This window comes from Enterobacter sp. MG-EB028 (assembly GCF_056673305.1).
Window position 1 is genome coordinate 2,111,526 of the sequence record NZ_CP195079.1, and the last position, 17,304, is coordinate 2,128,829.

A 17,304-nucleotide genomic window follows, 5' to 3' on the forward strand; every position below is an offset into this window, starting at 1 on the left:
TAGAATGGAGTAAAACAGGAGGGCGGTCATGCCCTCCAGGACCAGGAAAGTCTTCGGAATACGCCCATGAAAAAAGTTCTTCTTATTGTCGCGCCTTTATTGCTGTCAGGGTGCAGCGTCTATAACCAGTTCCTTGAGCGCATGCAGACCGATACGCTGGAGTATCGCTGCGATGAAAAACCGCTGACCGTGAAGTTGAATAACCCACGTCAGGAAGCCAGCTTCGTTTACGACAATAAGCTGCTGACCCTTAAACAGGGGATCTCGGCCTCCGGAGCACGTTATTCTGACGGTATCTATGTGTTCTGGTCAAAAGGCGACAGCGCTACGGTCTACAAACGCGACCGCATTGTGCTGAACAACTGCCAGCTTGAAAATCCGAAGCGTTGAGATTTTTACAGGGGCGGCGCACAATAGCGCCACCCAATCTCAAGATCAGCTAACGCCATGTCAGATAACGATGAACTGCAGCAAATTGCGCATCTGCGCCGTGAATACACCAAAGGCGGCCTGCGCCGCCAGGATCTTCCCGCTGAACCCCTCGTGCTCTTTGAACGCTGGCTGAAACAGGCCTGCGATGCGAAGCTGGCTGACCCAACGGCCATGGTCGTCGCGACGGTAGATGAAAACGGTCAACCGTATCAGCGCATCGTCTTGCTCAAGCATTACGACGAGAAAGGGCTGGTGTTCTATACCAACCTGGGTAGCCGCAAGGCGCACCATCTGGAAAATAATCCCCGCATCAGCCTGCTGTTCCCCTGGCACATGCTGGAACGTCAGGTGATGGTCACCGGCAAGGCGGAACGTCTTTCGACGCTGGAGGTGGTGAAGTATTTCCACAGCCGTCCACGCGACAGCCAGATTGGCGCCTGGGTGTCAAAACAGTCCAGCCGGATCTCTGCCCGCGGCGTGCTGGAAAGTAAGTTCCTGGAGCTGAAACAGAAGTTCCAGCAGGGGGAAATTCCCCTGCCAAGCTTCTGGGGCGGCTTCCGCATTCCGATTGAGCAGATGGAGTTCTGGCAGGGCGGTGAGCATCGCCTGCACGACCGCTTTTTATACCAGCGCGAGAATGGCGGCTGGAAAATCGACAGACTGGCACCGTAATCCCCGAAATTTGTTGATTTAAGCGCTAGCGCACACCGCGCTTGCGCTTTATTCTATTGTCCTTTCGCATCAGGCGAAAAGTCGTGTACCGGCAAAGGTGCAGTCGTTTATACATGGAGAATTTGATGGCAAGCAGTAACTTGATTAAACAATTGCAAGAGCGGGGCCTCGTGGCCCAGGTGACGGACGAGGAAGCGTTAGCAGAGCGACTGGCGCAAGGCCCGATCGCGCTCTATTGCGGCTTCGATCCCACCGCTGACAGCTTGCATTTGGGGCATCTTGTTCCATTGTTATGCCTGAAACGCTTCCAGATGGCGGGCCATAAGCCTGTTGCCCTGGTGGGCGGCGCGACCGGTCTGATTGGTGACCCAAGCTTTAAAGCCGCGGAGCGTAAGCTGAACACCGAAGATACCGTGCAGGAGTGGGTGGATAAGATCCGCAAGCAGGTTGCACCGTTCCTCGACTTCAACTGTGGTGATAACTCTGCCATTGCCGCCAACAACTACGACTGGTTTGGCAGCATGAACGTGCTGACCTTCCTGCGAGACATCGGCAAGCACTTCTCTGTTAACCAGATGATTAACAAAGAAGCCGTGAAGCAGCGTCTGAACCGTGACGATCAGGGTATCTCCTTTACCGAGTTCTCCTACAACCTGCTGCAGGGCTATGACTTTGCCTGCCTGAACAAGCTGCACGGCGTTTCTCTGCAGATCGGCGGTTCTGACCAGTGGGGGAACATCACCTCCGGTATCGACCTGACCCGTCGTCTGCATCAGAACCAGGTGTTTGGCCTGACCGTTCCATTGATTACCAAAGCGGACGGCACCAAATTCGGTAAAACCGAAGGCGGCGCGGTGTGGCTGGATCCGAAGAAAACCAGTCCGTACAAATTCTACCAGTTCTGGATCAACACGGCGGACGCCGATGTTTACCGCTTCCTGAAGTTCTTCACCTTCATGGACATTGCAGAGATCAACGCGCTGGAAGAGGAAGATAAGAACAGCGGTAAAGCACCGCGTGCCCAGTACGTGCTGGCGGATGAAGTGACCAAACTGGTTCACGGTGAAGAAGGTCTGGCCGCGGCAAAACGCATTACTGCAAGCCTGTTCAACGGTACCCTGAGCGATCTGAGCGAAGCGGACTTCGAGCAGCTGGCGCAGGACGGTGTGCCGATGGTCGAAATGGAAAAAGGGGCTGACCTGATGCAGGCGCTGGTGGACTCTGAGCTCCAGCCTTCCCGCGGTCAGGCGCGTAAAACCATCGCGTCCAACGCTATCACCATCAACGGTGAAAAGCAGGCTGACCCGGAATACACCTTCGTTGACGGCGATCGTCTGTATGGCCGCTACACGCTGCTGCGCCGCGGTAAGAAAAACTACTGTCTGGTCTGCTGGAAATAATTAAAAGTCTTCAGGGGCGTGGGAAACCACGCCCTTTTTGTTTTTTTCGGGTTTGGTAAGTAAAAGATGAAGAACATCCTCGCCATTCAGTCCCACGTTGTATTTGGACATGCTGGCAATAGCGCAGCGGAGTTCCCGATGCGCCGCCTCGGTGCCAACGTCTGGCCCCTTAATACCGTGCAGTTCTCTAACCATACGCAATACGGCAAATGGACCGGCTGCGTGATGCCGCCTTCACACCTCACCGAAGTTGTGCAGGGTATTGCCGATATCGACCAGCTCAAACGCTGTGACGCCGTGCTGAGCGGCTACCTCGGCTCAGCGGAGCAGGGGGAACATATCCTCGGTATCGTGCGTCAGGTTAAAGCGGCAAACCCGGCGGCAAAATACTTCTGCGACCCCGTCATGGGACACCCGGAGAAAGGCTGCATCGTGGCGCCTGGCGTAGCGGAGTTTCACGTTCGTCATGCGTTGCCCGCCAGCGATATCATTGCGCCCAACCTGATTGAGCTGGAGATCCTCTGCGAGCATTCGGTTAATAGCGTAGAAGAGGCGGTACGCGCGTCTCGCGAGCTGATAGCCCAGGGGCCTGAAATTGTGCTGGTAAAACATCTCGCCCGCGCAGGACTGACCCAGGAGCGTTTTGAGATGCTGCTGGTGACGAAAGATGACGCATGGCATATCAGCCGCCCGCTGGTGGATTTCGGCACGCGTCAGCCGGTGGGTGCGGGTGATGTGACCAGCGGGCTGCTGCTGGTGAAACTGTTGCAGGGCGCAACGGTGAGAGACGCGCTGGAGCACGTTACGGCAGCGGTGTATGAAATTATGATTGCGACGAAAGATATGCAGGAATATGAACTGCAGGTGGTCGCGGCACAGGATCGAATCGCTAAGCCGGAGCATTATTTCAGCGCAACGCAGCTTTAAACGATGCCGGGTGGCGCTGCGCTTACCTGGCCTACTTAATCCGCAGGCCCGTGCAAGCGTAGCGCCGCCGGGCGATATTAGTTAAGACCTTCCGCTTTTAGCGCCGCAGCCACCGCTGGACGCTCCGCCACGCGCGCCATATACGATGCGATGTGGTCCAACCCCTCCAGGTTCAGCTTAACCGCACGCGCCCAGCGCAGTACGGTAAACAGGTACGCGTCGGCAATGGTGAAACGTGAACCACAAATCCACTGATCGTCTTTCAGCGCTTCATTCACAAACTGCAGCTTTTTCTCCAGCAGGGCTCGCACGGTTGGCTTGTACTCTTCCGGCGTATCCGGGCGGAACAGGGGGGTAAAGCCTTTGTGCAGCTCGGTGGCGATATAGTTTAACCACTCCAGCGTCTTATAACGTGCGACGCTGCCGGTAGGGGCAAGGAGCTGGCGATCCGGTACGTTGTCCGCCAGGAATTGCATAATCGCCACGCCTTCGGTCAGCAGAGTACCGTCATCCAGCAGCAGGGCCGGAACCTGCCCTTTTGGATTAATCGCAAAAAAGTCATCCCCGTTTTCCAGGCGCTTTTTCATCAGATCAACGCCATCCAGCGTGAAATCTTTGCCGCTCTCGCGCAAGGTGATATGGGAAGCAAGAGAGCACGCGCCCGGTTTGTAGAACAGTTTCATCGGTAACTCCTTTTTGCTGAGGTTTCAGCTATGTTAGTGCGCGAAGGGACAAAAAAAAAGCCGCTAATCTCTTAGCGGCTTCTGTTCAGTCGTTTCTCTCAGATATTACGCGGTAGCGGTTTTGGTCGCTTCAGCCGTCTTGTCGTCGTCCTGAGTCATTCGATTCAGTTTCGGCGCGGTCAGCAGCATCAGCGCCGCGATAACCGCCGTAGCGATACCAATCTGCATGAACACGGTACCGTAGACGTTCAGGGAGACCAGTGGATCGGTCACGTTTTCCGGCACCGCCATCAGGTTCGCGATCTTACCGGCGATGATTGCTGCACCGGCAGTGGTCAGGAACCAGCTACCCATAATGAAGCCCATCAGACGCTGTGGCACCAGCTGTGCAACCATCGCCAGACCCAGACCGGAGATCATCAGTTCGCCGATAGACTGCAGCGCGTAGCTCAGGATCAGCCAGTTCACGGACACGATACCTGCGTCAGTCGCAAACCTGGTACCCAGCGGCAGCACCAGGAACGCACCGGAGCACAGCACCATTCCGATGGCGAACTTGTGCGGCATCGGCAGGCGGTCGCCCATCTTGTTATAGATAGCGGCCAGAATCGGGCTACCAATCATGATCCAGAATGGGTTCAGCGCCTGATACTGCTCCGGCTCGAACGCGATGCCCAGGATAGAGTGCTCAACGTTACGAATCGCGAAGAAGTTCAGAGAGGTTGGCATCTGGCTGTACAGCACGAAGAAGATAATCGCTTCCAGCATCAGAATGAACGCCACAATCATCTTACGGCGCGCAGCACCCTGCATAGCGAACGCTTCTTTCGCGAAGATGACCACGATACCCAGCGCAACCACGCCCAGAACGGCACGAGCGATACCCTGGTTGTGCAGCAGCCAGGTGGCGATCGCCGCCAGGACGACAACGCCCACGATAGTCGCCAGCAGTTTACCCATGTGTACTGGCTCGAAGTCAGGTTTTGAACCGTAGTCTTTTACCCAGCTGCGGCAGAACAGGAAGTTCACCACGGTGATCAGCATACCCACGAAGCTCAGCGCAAACGCCACGCTCCAGCCAAATTTCGCGGCCAGCCATGGGGTTGCCAGCATGGAGAAGAAGGAACCAATGTTGATGGACATGTAGTACATGGTAAATGCACCGTCCAGACGTGGGTCATCTTTGCTGTAGCAGGTTGAGAGCAGGGAAGACGGGTTCGCTTTGAACAGACCGTTACCCACGGCGATGGTTGCCATGCCCATATAGACCACAGCCGCATCATGTCCAGACCATGCAACCAGACCATAGCCAATAGCCAGAACAATAGCGCCCAGCATAATGACGCGCTTAGTACCAAGAACTTTATCACCCAGCCAGCCGCCAATGGCAACCAGACCGTAGACGAGGGCACTGAAGGAGGAGAACAGCGTGATGGAATCGGCTTCGGACATACCCAGCTGTTTAACCAGGTAAACCGCCATGATCCCTTGCAGGCCGTAGTAACCAAAACGCTCCCATAACTCGATAGAGAAGATGAGATAAAACGCTTTCGGTTGTTTAAAAGCGTTCAGACTCACGCTTTCATCTGTTGGTTTATTGTTTGCAGTCGACACATATACCTCTTTTTTTACATCCCATATTAACGGGGGTGTTCATAGCGTGATGGCCGTAGCCCATCCGCCTTATAGTTATATTGGGAGGAGAAACGGCGGGTAATGTTCACTATCCTGACCCGTCTGGCAATACGTTTGTAATACTCTGTTACATATATCTGGAGCGGTATAATCGTCGGTTTCTGCAAATGTTATTCAGCGTTAAATTTTATACGATAACTAAAGGTAGTTTTTTCGACTGGTATACACCCTGTGTGATGGGCTTTTGGCGATATGTTCTGCTATTTGCCGTCTGTTGCAGTGATATAGCCCATATTCTGAAAAATAGCTGGTCTTATCTTCCGGGTAAGCACAGTTATATCTTGCCCGGCAAAGGGTTTGCGATGACTTTGACTACAAAAAATCAACATGACGTTATCAGAGTGATCGCGATCACAGATGTATAGAAATTTTTGGCTATGAAAAAACTATTAACCTGTTTGAGCGTTATAGCGCGGAAGAAGTGACAGGCTGGAGGATAAAGAAGGCGGATGATTTATGGTCAGGAGAAGGGTTTCTGGAAGGCCCTCTCCTGGTGTGGGATTGTGATTGCGGATAAAAGTCAGGGATACACTTTTTCTTTATATTCGCAGAGATCTTCAATAATACAGGAGCCGCAGCGCGGCTTTCGGGCTATGCAGGTATAACGACCGTGCAAAATCAGCCAGTGATGGCAGTCAACCTTGAATTCGGCAGGGACCACTTTTAATAGCTTCTCTTCTACCTGCTCGACATTTTTCCCTGGGGCGAAGTTGGTCCGGTTTGAGACGCGGAATATATGGGTATCAACGGCTATCGTCGGCCAGCCAAACGCGGTATTGAGTACAACGTTCGCGGTTTTACGTCCCACCCCCGGTAAGGCCTCCAAAGCCGCGCGGTCTTCCGGCACCTCGCCTCCGTGCTGTTCCAGCAGGATCCGGCAGGTCTTAATGACGTTCTCCGCCTTGCTGTTAAACAGGCCGATGGTTTTGATATAAGACTTAACGCCCTCCACGCCCAGCTCCAGCATCGCTTTTGGCGTATTGGCGACCGGATAGAGCAGGGCAGTGGCTTTGTTGACGCTCACATCGGTCGCCTGCGCAGAGAGCAGCACCGCGATCAGCAGCTCAAACGGGGAGGTAAAATTCAGCTCCGTCGTCGGGTGCGGGTTCTCGTCCCGCAGACGAGTCAGGATCGCAATGCGCTTTTCTTTATTCATGAAGCTTTCTCGGGTGTCCCTTCCAGAACGCTGCGCTCTGCCGCGCGGCGCTTACGTTTTTCATCAATCAGGTATTTTACCGCCAGCATCATGCCAAGGCCAATGAACGCGCCAGGCGGCAGCATCGCCAGCAGGAATGGCGTGTCGGTGTGGAACACTTCTATGCGCAGCACCTTGGCCCAGCCGCCCAGCAGGGCATCGGCACCGTCGAAGAGCGTCCCGTTGCCGAGAATTTCACGCATGGACCCGAGGACGAACATGGCGGCAGTCGCGCCCATGCCGATGGAAAACCCATCCAGAGCGGAAATGGCCGGGTTGTTTTTTACCGCGAAAGCCTCAGCGCGGCCAACGACGATGCAGTTGGTCACGATAAGCGGAATAAAAATCCCGAGCGACTGGTACAGGCCAAACGCGTAAGCGTTGATAAGCATCTGCACGACGCTCACCACCGACGCAATGATCATCACGTAAATCGGAATACGGATCTCCGACGGCGTCCAGCGGCGCAAAACAGAAATAGAGAAGTTGGTCAGGGTCAGCACCAGCGTGGTCGCCAGGCCCAGCCCGAGCGCGTTGGTAGCGGTAGATGTCACCGCCAGCAGCGGACAGAGTCCCAGAAGCTGTACCAGCGCGGAGTTGTTCTTCCACAGCCCCTGGACAATAACCTCTTTAACCTGGCTCATGATGACTCCCCACAGGCCGGAAGATTGTTGATTTGCGCGGGCAGCGTTTCAGCATATAGCCCGGCTCGTTTTACGGCGTTCACCACGGCGCGCGGCGTGATGGTTGCGCCGGTGAACTGGTCAAACTCACCGCCGTCTTTCTTCACCGCAAACGCGGTGTCACCTTCGCCATGGATTACTTTACCGGCAAAGTGCAAAATCCAGTCGCTCAGCCGGGTTTCAATTTTATCGCCCAGGCCCGGCGTTTCATGGTGTTCCGTCACGCGGGTGCCCAGTATGGTTCCGGTGAAATCGCTGCCGACAAGCAGTTGAATGGAGCCAGAATAGCCATCGGGCGCCGTCGCTTCCATCACTGCGCCTACGGGTTTATCTCCTTTGCGGGCGATAAAGACACGGTGCGTGCCTTTTCCAAGCTGCGTCGCGTCTACCACAAAGCAGCTTTTTTGCAGGTCATTATCGTAGAAATCGGACGGGATCACCTGATCGAACAGCGCCTTTTGCTGCTTCAGCGCCTGTTCTTCAATGGTCGTTTTGGTCAGCGCATTGACCAGTGCCGTCAGCCCGGTCAGGACCGCGGCGAAGACTGCCAGCGTGACGCCGTGTTTTTGCATCGTTTTTAGCATGGCGAAACCCTTAGCGATGGCCGTACACGCGGGGGCGCGTGTAATAGTCGATGAGCGGAACGGTAATATTGGCAAGCAGCACGGCAAACGCCACGCCGTCCGGGTATCCGCCAAAGCTGCGAATAAGCCACACCAGCAGCCCGGCCAGCGCGCCGAAGATCAGACGGCCGCGGTTAGTCGTTGATGCCGTAACCGGATCCGTCAGGATAAAGAAGGCACCCAGCATGGTCGCACCGGAGAGCAAATGCATCTGCGGGCTGGCCAGTGATTCAGGAGAGAAGAGCCAGCCCAGCGTGGCGCAGAACGCCAGCGTCACGAGGAAGCTCACCGGAATATGCCAGCGAATGGCTTTTTGCTGCAGCAGGAACAGGCCGCCCAGCAGATACGCCAGGTTGACCCACTGCCAGCCCGCGCCCGCCAGCATGCCGCTGTAGATCGCGGATTTCATGGTCTGCTCAACGCTGTGCCCGGCATGCAGGGACGTTTTGAAGGTATCGAGAGGCGTCGCCTGGCTGATGCCGTCCACGCCCATACGCAGCGCGTTCATATCAGCCCCCAGCGCCGTATGGCCGGTAAAGATCACGTGCAGGGCATCCATAAAGCCCGGAACCGTGGCCGCAATCTCGTGCGGAGGAAGCCAGCTGGTCATCTGCACCGGGAAAGAGATCAGCAGCACCACGTAGCCAATCATCGCCGGATTAAACGGGTTATGGCCCAGCCCGCCATACAGCTGTTTAGCAATAATTACGGCAAACACGGTACCAAGTATCACCATCCACCACGGGGCAAACGGCGGAATACTGATGGCCAGCAGCAGGCCGGTCAGCAGCGCGGAGTTGTCGGCCAGGATGCGTGAAACGGCCATCTTGCGCAGCTTCAGCACGAGAGCCTCTGCTGCTATGGCGCTGGAACAGCCCAGGGCTATCTGGAACAGGGTTCCCCAGCCGAAAAACCAGCACTGAACGGCAATGCCCGGCAGCGCGGCCAGGCAGACCAGCATCATGATGCGCGAGGTCTGACGCTGGTTGTGGGTGTAAGGGGAACTTGCGATTCTGAAAACCATTTAATCCTCGTTTACGGCTTGCTGTGCGGCTTTCTTCGCCTGAACGCGCGCGATCGCGGCCGCGACGGCGGCCTTGCGCGGGTCGTCGTTTGCGGCCTGCGGCTGCTCTTCCTGCTGTGCCGCTTTATGCGCTTTGGCGCGAGCAATCGCGGCTTCAACGGCGGCTTTACGCGGGTCGACCGGTGCTTCGGGTTCTGCGGCAGGCGCCTGCTGCGCCGCTTTGCGCGCTTTGGCGCGGGCAATTGCGGCTTCAACGGCGGCTTTACGCGGATCGACCGCTTCCTGTTCAACCACTACCTGCTGCTCCCCGGCCTTGCGGGCTTTGGCGCGGGCAATGGCCGCTTCAACGGCAGCTTTGCGTGGATCGACTTCAGCTTCCGGCTGTGCCGTTTGCGCTTTTTCCGCCTGGCGGGCGCGGGCCGCAGCCTTACGTGCTTCGCGGGCGGCAATCGCTTCGCTGTTATCCGGTTTTTCACCGGCCTGGATCACCAGCGTCTGGGCGGCATTGGCTTTTTTCTCGCGAACGCGCGCCAGGGCGGCGTTAATCGCATCCTGATCTTTTTCGGCAGGCTGAACGGCGGCCTGCTTATGTCGCTCCTGACGAGCCATCTTCTCACGTTCGAGACGCGCCTGGCGCGCTTCGAAGCGAGCCCTGGCTTCCGCGGCGCGTTTTTCTTCCATGGAGATGGCATAAATCTCGGCCTTCTCCTGGCGGAAGTACTGCACCAGCGGAATGTTGCTTGGACAGACCCAGGCGCAGGCGCCGCATTCGATACAGTCGGCCAGGTTATGGGCTTTGGCTTTATCGTGCAGCTGGCCTTTGCTGTACCAGTACAGCTGCTGCGGGAGCAGATCCGCCGGGCAGGCATCGGCACAGGCGCTGCAGCGGATGCAGCCTTTCTCTTCCTGTTCTTCGCCCATCTCAGTCGGGGAAGGGGCGAGCAGACAGTTGGTGATTTTCACTACCGGGACATCGAGCCACGGCAGGGTAAAGCCCATCAGCGGGCCGCCCATGATCACCATCTGGTCGCTGGCCGGGCAAAATTCAGCCTGTTCCAGCAGGTGGCGCACCGGCGTACCAAGACGTGCCCAGACGTTGCCCGGACGAGAGACCGACTCTCCGGTCAGCGTCACCACGCGTTCGGTCAACGGCTCGCCGTCAATCACCGCGCGCTTCACGGCGTAAGCGGTTCCGACGTTTTGCATCAGTACGCCGATATCCGACGAGCGTCCGCCGTGCGGCACCTGCTTTCCGGTGAGGATTTGCGTCAGCTGTTTTGCGCCGCCAGAAGGGTACTTGGTCGGAATGACGCGCAGTGCGATATCATGGCTACCGGCCAGCACGGCGCGCAGCATCGAGATAGCCTGCGGTTTATTGTCTTCAATACCAATCAACACTTCTCGCGGCTGTAAGATGTGCGCGAGGATGCGGATGCCTTCCACCACCTGGGCGGCGCAATCCTGCATCAGACGATCGTCAGCGGTGATATACGGCTCGCACTCGGCGGCGTTAATAATCAGCGTCTGAATGTTATCGCCACCGCCGCGCAGCTTGACGCCGGTCGGGAAGCCCGCGCCGCCGAGGCCCGCGACGCCGTACTGATGAATACGCTCGATAAGCGCTTCGCGGCTCCGGCTGCGGTAGTCGCTCCAGCCGTCACGGTCAATCCAGCGATCTTCGCCGTCGGCTTCAATAATCACGCTCAGTTCCGATAGCGCGGACGGATGCGCCACCGTATGAGGGGCAATCGCCACCACTTTACCGGATGTTGGGGCGTGAATCGGCAGCATACGTCCACGGCCAAAGGTCAGCGGCTGACCGCGCAGGACCGTATCGCCTTCTTTCACGCACAGCTCGCCCTCAGCGCCAATATGCTGCTTGAGCGGCATGACGAAACGGGTAGCCAGCGGAATTTGACGCAGCGGCGTGCCGTTGGACTGGGTTTTCATCTCCGGCGGATGGATCCCGCCGTCAAAGTCCCAAATCTTCTCTTTTCTGAAAGCAGAAAATAACTTAAGCATGTTGTTCCACAGGAATATTGCGAACCGGAATGGTTTGAAGATCCCACTTCCAGCTTTCGGTAGTCGTTTCAACCGGGCGCAGCTCAATACATTGCGTCGGGCAGGGGGCCACGCAGAGGTTACAGCCGGTGCACAGATCCGCCACAACGGTGTGCATGGCGCGGGTCGCGCCGACAATGGCGTCAACCGGGCAGGCCTGAATACATTTGGTGCAGCCGATGCAGTTTGCTTCGTCGATCACGGCGAGGGCGCGAACCGGCTCCTGCACCTCCGCATCGCCATCTACGGGCTGCGGATCTACGTTAAGCAGGGCGGCAATTTTCAGCATTACCGCTTCGCCGCCGGGCGCACAGCGGTTAATTTTTTCACCCTGAATCCCTACCGCTTCAGCGTAAGGGCGGCAGCCCGGGTAGCCGCACTGCCCGCACTGACTTTGCGGCAAAAGCTCATCAATTTTTTCAACAACAGGATCGTCCTCTACCGCGAAACGGCGGGAGGCGTAGCCCAGGATAAGGCCAAACACCAACCCCAGGACGCTGATAGAGGCGATGGCAATCCAGATAGCATTCATTACAACTTCACCAGACCACTAAAGCCCATAAAGGCCAGAGACATTAAACCCGCGGTGACCAGCGCAATGGCATTACCGCGAAATGGCGCAGGGATGTCCGCTGCCGCCAGACGTTCGCGAATCGACGCGAACAGAACCATAACAAAGGAGAAACCGACGGCGGCGGAAAAACCGTACAGCGCCGACTGCATAAAGTTATGCCCAAGGTTGATGTTCAGCAGCGCCACGCCGAGTACCGCGCAGTTGGTGGTGATCAACGGCAGGAAGATACCCAGCAGGCGATAGAGCGCCGGGCTGGTTTTACGCACCACCATTTCAGTAAATTGCACCACAACCGCAATGACCAGAATAAATGCCAGCGTACGGAGATAGATTAACCCCAGCGGGATAAGGATCCAGGTGTCAATCAACCACGCGCAGATAGACGCCATCGTCATGACAAAGGTCGTCGCCAGCCCCATGCCCATCGCCGTTTCCAGCTTCTTGGACACGCCCATAAACGGACACAGGCCAAGGAACTTCACCAGAACGAAGTTGTTAACCAGCACGGTGCCGACAAAGAGCAGTAAGTAATCGGTCATTATTTAGCCTGAAATAAAAAAGCCGCCTATTATCGGACAAACCGGGTCAGGCGACAACAGGTTATCTGTAAGGTTATTACGGGTTCACGAAGGTGTTTTTCACACGCGTTGAACGCTTGAAATAGGGCACCAGCAGCGCCGCAGCCAGTAACGGGAAAAGCAGCTGGCGGACAGCAAGCGCGTCAGACACGGGCGAGAAAGCAAACGCTTTAACCGCCAGCAGAACCGAAATGAGCAGCCAGATAATATAGTGCTTAGGCACGCTCTTGCGGCGCTTAAAGAAGGCGATGGTCAGCCACAGGGTGTAGTACCACATCCCAATCGCGAAAACGAACGACACAAACCACATAGCTATATTCAGCACGCTTTGCGACATCAGGGTCTGGATGGCGTGAGGGGTAATCAATGCGGTGGTATAAAGCAGCAGCGCAAGCGATGCGCTTAATAAGGCAACCAGCAGCCATGCCAGTGGGGCGATTAACCAGCCTCCGATGCGTTCTCCAGGCGTTGCGGTCATGAACTCTCCCATTATCTGCGCGAAATGTTGTACAGCCAGTTTGCAGGGCGGAGAGTATATAACATTTCGCGCGGATGGCTACTTTCTTATAAAACGTAGCGCCATACGGACTTCGGCACCTCGCCGACGTTGAACAAGCGTCCGCCGGAGACCAGCTCCGCACGGCGGTGGTCAGCGGCGCGATACATATTGATAATGTCCTGATTATCCGACAGGGTGTAGTTCAGATGGTCAAACAGTTTTTCCAGGCTCTCAAGCGAATTGATCTTGCGAAATTTTAATAAATAGTCCTGAACTGTCATATTAATAAGTTTCCATATAAAAGTGAGTAATACCAGTTAAGGTAATTCGGTCGAATAATAAACGGATTAATAAAGACGTAAACAGCCCACTCAGGTAACGCGACGAAATTAGGAGTTTTCTTTGCTGAAATTCAGGCACCGAAGGCGATGCCTGGAAGAGAAGGTTAACCGCGTTCACCAGGGCTGGCAATATGAAACTGACATATTATGTCACTCTTTATCGCAGCAACCGGTTACTTAGGATGGGTGACGGCAGCAGGCTCCGGCGGCTGGTAGTTATCAATATGGCTGGCTACGCCGAGCAAAATGACCGAAACCCCAAGAACAATCCATCCCGCTAATTCAATGATTCGATTAATAATTGATGCCATGATTTGCTGTTGTAATTTATCCATAAATACAGGGCGCAAATGTTACAGCGCTGTTTCTCTGACGGCAAGCGCTTTGGGAACGATTCCCTTAAACAAAATCAGAAGGTTAATACTATGTAACAAAAATAACCGCTACAGCCTGCTATTTTAAGCGCCATGGCTCATTATTAATGAGGGCAATGCCAGACAGGCCAGTATGAAATAAGAAACGCAAAAAGAGGACAACACGATGAGTGATAACATCCGCGTCGGGCTTATAGGCTACGGGTACGCGAGCAAAACGTTTCATGCGCCTCTGATAGCCGGGACGCCGGGGATGGCGCTGGCTGCGGTATCCAGCAGCGACGCTGCTAAAGTCCACGCTGACTGGCCCTCTGTGCCGGTTGTCTCTGAGCCAAAACATCTCTTCAACGATCCGAATATCGATTTAATTGTTATCCCCACGCCTAACGACACGCACTTCCCGCTGGCGAAAGCCGCGCTGGAAGCGGGAAAGCACGTCATTGTTGATAAACCCTTCACCGTGACGTTGTCACAGGCGCGTGAGCTGGAGGCGCTGGCAAAAAGCCTGGGAAGGGTGCTGTCCGTTTTCCATAACCGCCGCTGGGACAGCGATTTTCTGACAGTAAAAACGCTTCTCGGTGAGGGTACGTTAGGGGAGATCGTTTTTTTTGAATCGCACTTTGACCGCTTTCGCCCGCAGGTAAGAAACCGCTGGCGCGAGCAGGCCGGTCCGGGCAGCGGCATCTGGTACGATTTAGCCCCGCATCTGCTGGACCAGGCCGTTAATCTGTTTGGTCTGCCGGTGAGCATGACGGTCGATCTGGCCCAGCTCAGGCCCGGGGCACAGACAACCGATTACTTCCACGCGGTGCTCAGTTACCCGCAGCGCCGGGTTGTGCTGCACGGCACGATGGTCGCGGCTGCGGAATCTGCCCGATATATCATTCACGGCACGCGCGGGAGCTACGTGAAGTTCGGCCTCGATCCGCAGGAAGACCGGCTTAAAAACGGTGAACGTCTGCCGCAGGAAGACTGGGGCTATGATATGCGTGACGGCGTCGTGACGCGGGCAGAAGGTGAGGAACGGGTCGAAGAAACGCTACTGACGATACCGGGTAACTATCCGGCTTATTATGCAGCCATCCGCGATGCGCTGAACGGAACGGGGGAAAACCCGGTTCCGGCCAGCCAGGCGATTCAGATTATGGAACTGATTGAGCTGGGGATTGAATCAGCCAAACATCGCGCAACGCTTTGTCTGGCATAATTTTTGTAAGCCGGGTAAGCGCCAGCGCTACCCGGCAGCGCGTTAACCGCGCGCCACTTTATCTCGCAGCGCCTGCTTCTCTGCTGGTGTCAGGAAGGCTATTTCCAGCCCATTAACCTGCGCCTGACGGATCTGCTCGCGGCTCAGACCTGCCTGCGGTGCCGCAATGTTGTACTCGTGGATGATATCCACGCCCTGGACCGCCGGATCGTCCGTGTTCAGCGAGGCCAGCACGCCGTGCTCAAGGAACGTTTTCAGCGGATGCTGCGCCAGCGTTGCCACGGTGCTGGTCTGAATGTTGGACGTCAGGCATGATTCTATCCCGATACGCTGCTCCGCCAGGAAATCCATCAGGGCGCGATCTTCTACCGCCTTCACGCCGTGGCCGATACGCTCGGCGCCCAGCTCGCGGATGGCCTGCCAGATGCTTTCCGGGCCCGCTGCTTCCCCCGCATGCACGGTAATGTGCCAGCCGGCATCGCGCGCGCGGTTGAAGTGGGAGAGGAACAGGCTGCCGGGGAAGCCCAGCTCGTCACCGGCGAGGTCGACGGCGGTGATGGCATCGCGATGGGCCAGCAGCGCTTCCAGCTCCTGCAGGCAGGCGGCTTCACCGAACGTACGGCTCATAATACCGATAAGACGGGCCTGAACGTCGAAGGTTTTACACCCTTCGCGGACGCCTTCAATGACGGCTTCCACCACGCCTGCAACGGGCAGGCTGTGGGTCATCGCCATGTAGCCCGGCGAGAAGCGCAGCTCGACGTAATGCAGGCCGTTACGTGCCGCATCTTCAATGTTCTCAAACGCCACGCGGCGACAGGCATCCAGCGAGGCCAGCATCTTCACGCCCCAGTCGAGCTTGCTCAGGAAGCTGACCAGATCCGGTTCATTGGAGGTCACCTGTACGTGAGGGATCAGCGACTCAAGCGTCTGCGCAGGAAGCGTTAAATTGAACTGGCGGCCAAGATCGAGGATGGTTTGGGCACGAATGTTACCGTCAAGGTGACGATGAATATCAGTTAAAGGCAGGCGTGTATCAATCATGGTCGCACTCTTTTCTGGTTAAAGTGCGCCATATTATAAAAACAAAACGGGGTAAAAAGCTATTTGCGCAAGTGAAAATTCCGTTGCGCAAACAAATTACAGCAGCGTGTTGATCCCGGCGATGAGGCGCTGAACCCCTTGTTCCAGCTTGCTGCGCGGACAGCCGGCGTTTAGCCGTACGAAGCCGTTACCTTCGTTTCCGTACGTGTATCCCGGCATGATGGCGACCTTTTGCTGCTCGATCAGCACTTTTTGCAGCGCTCTGTCGTCAATGTTCAGCGGGCGCAGGTCGATCCAGGCCAGATAGGTTGCTTCCGGCGGCTGCCAGTTCAGTTTCGGAAAAGCACTGTTTACTTCATGCGCGACGTACAGAAGATTCTCCTCCAGATAACGCCGTAAGGCATCCAGCCACGGCTCTCCCTGCTGGTAGGCGGCAATATGGGCCGTCAGCGCCAGTACGGAAGGAGAAGAGAGTCCATCCCGGCCTTTTAGCGCGCTGAGATAGCCGTCGCGGCTCTCTTCATCGCCAATCAGGCCATATGCGCCCGTCAGCGCCGGAATATTAAAGCTTTTCGAGCCGGAGGTGAGAAGCGCCCATTTGCCGCGCGCCACCGCGTTCCACGGGGTGTGGCGATGCGCGCCCCACACCATGTCCATATGAATTTCATCGCTGATAACCGCCACGTCATAGCGTGCGCAAAGCTCCGCCATATGAGTCAATTCTTCCCGCGTCCATACTTTTCCGGTTGGGTTTTGCGGGCTGCACAGTAGCAAAATTTTGTTTTCCGATTTCGCCAGCGCCGCTTCAAGCGCCGCCATATTGCCCTGCCAGCCTGCCGCCTGTTTCTCCATCTCAACGGGCACCACAAGGCGCGCATTGCCCTCAATGGCCTTAAAAAACGCATCGTACGCCGGGGTGTGAACCACCACGCCGTCACCGGGCTTTGACCAGAGGCGAATCAGCTCTGACACCATGTAGATGACGGAAGGTCCATAAACGACGGTTTCCGTATCAATCGGGCTGTTGAAGCGCTGTCGGAACCAGTGCGCGACGGAGGCGAGAAACTCGTCGTTCTTCCAGCGGCTGTAGCCCAGCACGCCGTGGTTAATGCGCTGATGCAGCGCGTCGGTTATGCAGGGGGCGGTGGCGAAATCCATATCTGAGATGGTGAAGGGCAGCAGATCTGCCGCGCCAAAGCGGTCGGCGACGTAGTCCCACTGCGTACACCAGGTGCCGTGTCGATCCACGACGGTAGAAAAATCAAACATGACGTAAATCCTTAAAGTAAAAC

19 protein-coding genes are annotated in these 17,304 nt (G+C 56.1%); 5 read left to right on the forward strand and 14 right to left on the reverse strand.

Going from position 1 to position 17,304, the window contains the following annotated elements:
* The first annotated feature begins 66 nt into the window (after window positions 1-66).
* The 4 genes from mliC (at window position 67) to pdxY (ending at window position 3,431) form a co-directional block, all read left to right on the forward strand.
* The gene (mliC, locus tag ACR42C_RS10075; RefSeq protein ID WP_116340370.1) at window positions 67-390 is read left to right on the forward strand and encodes a C-type lysozyme inhibitor; all 324 of its coding nucleotides are present in this window, start codon (window positions 67-69) and stop codon (window positions 388-390) included.
* 57 nt (window positions 391-447) lie between these two features.
* Window positions 448-1,104 carry a pyridoxamine 5'-phosphate oxidase gene (gene pdxH, locus ACR42C_RS10080; protein WP_028012909.1) on the forward strand — a complete coding sequence of 219 codons (657 nt, stop codon included), beginning with the start codon at window positions 448-450 and terminating at the stop codon, window positions 1,102-1,104.
* A 125-nt stretch (window positions 1,105-1,229) separates the two neighbouring features.
* Entirely contained in the window at window positions 1,230-2,504 is a 1,275-nt protein-coding gene (tyrS, locus tag ACR42C_RS10085; protein ID WP_023311370.1) for a tyrosine--tRNA ligase, read from the forward strand.
* Between the two features lie 66 nt (window positions 2,505-2,570).
* On the forward strand, window positions 2,571-3,431 hold the full coding sequence (gene pdxY / locus ACR42C_RS10090) for a pyridoxal kinase PdxY (RefSeq protein WP_479985073.1): 861 nt from the start codon (window positions 2,571-2,573) through the stop codon (window positions 3,429-3,431).
* A gap of 77 nt (window positions 3,432-3,508) precedes the next feature.
* Here pdxY and gstA read toward each other — a convergent pair whose 3' ends face one another.
* From gstA to blr, 12 genes are all read right to left on the reverse strand, one after another.
* A complete protein-coding gene (gstA, locus tag ACR42C_RS10095; RefSeq protein WP_116340365.1) occupies window positions 3,509-4,114 on the reverse strand; it encodes a glutathione transferase GstA in 606 nt (201 codons plus the stop codon).
* Window positions 4,115-4,219: 105 nt separating this feature from the next.
* Complete coding sequence (gene dtpA / locus ACR42C_RS10100) at window positions 4,220-5,728, reverse strand: dipeptide/tripeptide permease DtpA (protein WP_192981514.1); 1,509 nt, start codon at window positions 5,726-5,728, stop codon at window positions 4,220-4,222.
* Window positions 5,729-6,329: 601 nt separating this feature from the next.
* Window positions 6,330-6,965: an endonuclease III gene (gene nth / locus ACR42C_RS10105; protein WP_008500570.1), complete on the reverse strand. Its 636-nt coding sequence runs from the start codon at window positions 6,963-6,965 to the stop codon at window positions 6,330-6,332.
* Window positions 6,962-7,648 (reverse strand): electron transport complex subunit E, encoded by a 687-nt coding sequence (locus ACR42C_RS10110; RefSeq protein WP_163329042.1) that lies wholly within the window; start codon window positions 7,646-7,648, stop codon window positions 6,962-6,964. The genes nth and ACR42C_RS10110 overlap by 4 nt, the downstream gene beginning before the upstream one ends.
* Complete coding sequence (gene rsxG / locus ACR42C_RS10115) at window positions 7,645-8,271, reverse strand: electron transport complex subunit RsxG (protein ID WP_116340359.1); 627 nt, start codon at window positions 8,269-8,271, stop codon at window positions 7,645-7,647. Before rsxG ends, ACR42C_RS10110 begins: the two co-directional genes overlap by 4 nt.
* Window positions 8,272-8,281: 10 nt before the next feature.
* Window positions 8,282-9,334, reverse strand: coding sequence for an electron transport complex subunit RsxD (gene rsxD / locus ACR42C_RS10120; protein WP_302218721.1), 1,053 nt, complete (start codon window positions 9,332-9,334; stop codon window positions 8,282-8,284).
* The gene (gene rsxC, locus ACR42C_RS10125) at window positions 9,335-11,356 is read right to left on the reverse strand and encodes an electron transport complex subunit RsxC (protein WP_479985074.1); all 2,022 of its coding nucleotides are present in this window, start codon (window positions 11,354-11,356) and stop codon (window positions 9,335-9,337) included.
* Complete coding sequence (gene rsxB / locus ACR42C_RS10130; protein WP_028012918.1) at window positions 11,349-11,927, reverse strand: electron transport complex subunit RsxB; 579 nt, start codon at window positions 11,925-11,927, stop codon at window positions 11,349-11,351. The genes rsxC and rsxB overlap by 8 nt, the downstream gene beginning before the upstream one ends.
* The gene (gene rsxA / locus ACR42C_RS10135; RefSeq protein ID WP_014883581.1) at window positions 11,927-12,508 is read right to left on the reverse strand and encodes an electron transport complex subunit RsxA; all 582 of its coding nucleotides are present in this window, start codon (window positions 12,506-12,508) and stop codon (window positions 11,927-11,929) included. Before rsxA ends, rsxB begins: the two co-directional genes overlap by 1 nt.
* A gap of 76 nt (window positions 12,509-12,584) precedes the next feature.
* A complete protein-coding gene (locus ACR42C_RS10140; RefSeq protein ID WP_023311379.1) occupies window positions 12,585-13,025 on the reverse strand; it encodes a DUF2569 domain-containing protein in 441 nt (146 codons plus the stop codon).
* Between the two features lie 86 nt (window positions 13,026-13,111).
* Entirely contained in the window at window positions 13,112-13,327 is a 216-nt protein-coding gene (gene ydgT / locus ACR42C_RS10145) for a transcription modulator YdgT (protein WP_013096896.1), read from the reverse strand.
* 233 nt (window positions 13,328-13,560) lie between these two features.
* Window positions 13,561-13,686 (reverse strand): division septum protein Blr, encoded by a 126-nt coding sequence (blr, locus tag ACR42C_RS10150; RefSeq protein ID WP_168733269.1) that lies wholly within the window; start codon window positions 13,684-13,686, stop codon window positions 13,561-13,563.
* Between the two features lie 241 nt (window positions 13,687-13,927).
* On the opposite strand from blr, the gene ACR42C_RS10155 reads away from it, so the two are divergent.
* Entirely contained in the window at window positions 13,928-14,968 is a 1,041-nt protein-coding gene (locus tag ACR42C_RS10155; RefSeq protein ID WP_316378988.1) for an oxidoreductase, read from the forward strand.
* Between the two features lie 42 nt (window positions 14,969-15,010).
* Here ACR42C_RS10155 and add read toward each other — a convergent pair whose 3' ends face one another.
* Together add and ACR42C_RS10165 are read right to left on the reverse strand one after the other, a co-directional pair.
* Complete coding sequence (gene add, locus ACR42C_RS10160) at window positions 15,011-16,012, reverse strand: adenosine deaminase (protein ID WP_116340349.1); 1,002 nt, start codon at window positions 16,010-16,012, stop codon at window positions 15,011-15,013.
* Window positions 16,013-16,108: 96 nt separating this feature from the next.
* The gene (locus ACR42C_RS10165; protein ID WP_316378990.1) at window positions 16,109-17,281 is read right to left on the reverse strand and encodes a MalY/PatB family protein; all 1,173 of its coding nucleotides are present in this window, start codon (window positions 17,279-17,281) and stop codon (window positions 16,109-16,111) included.
* Window positions 17,282-17,304: the final 23 nt, after the last annotated feature.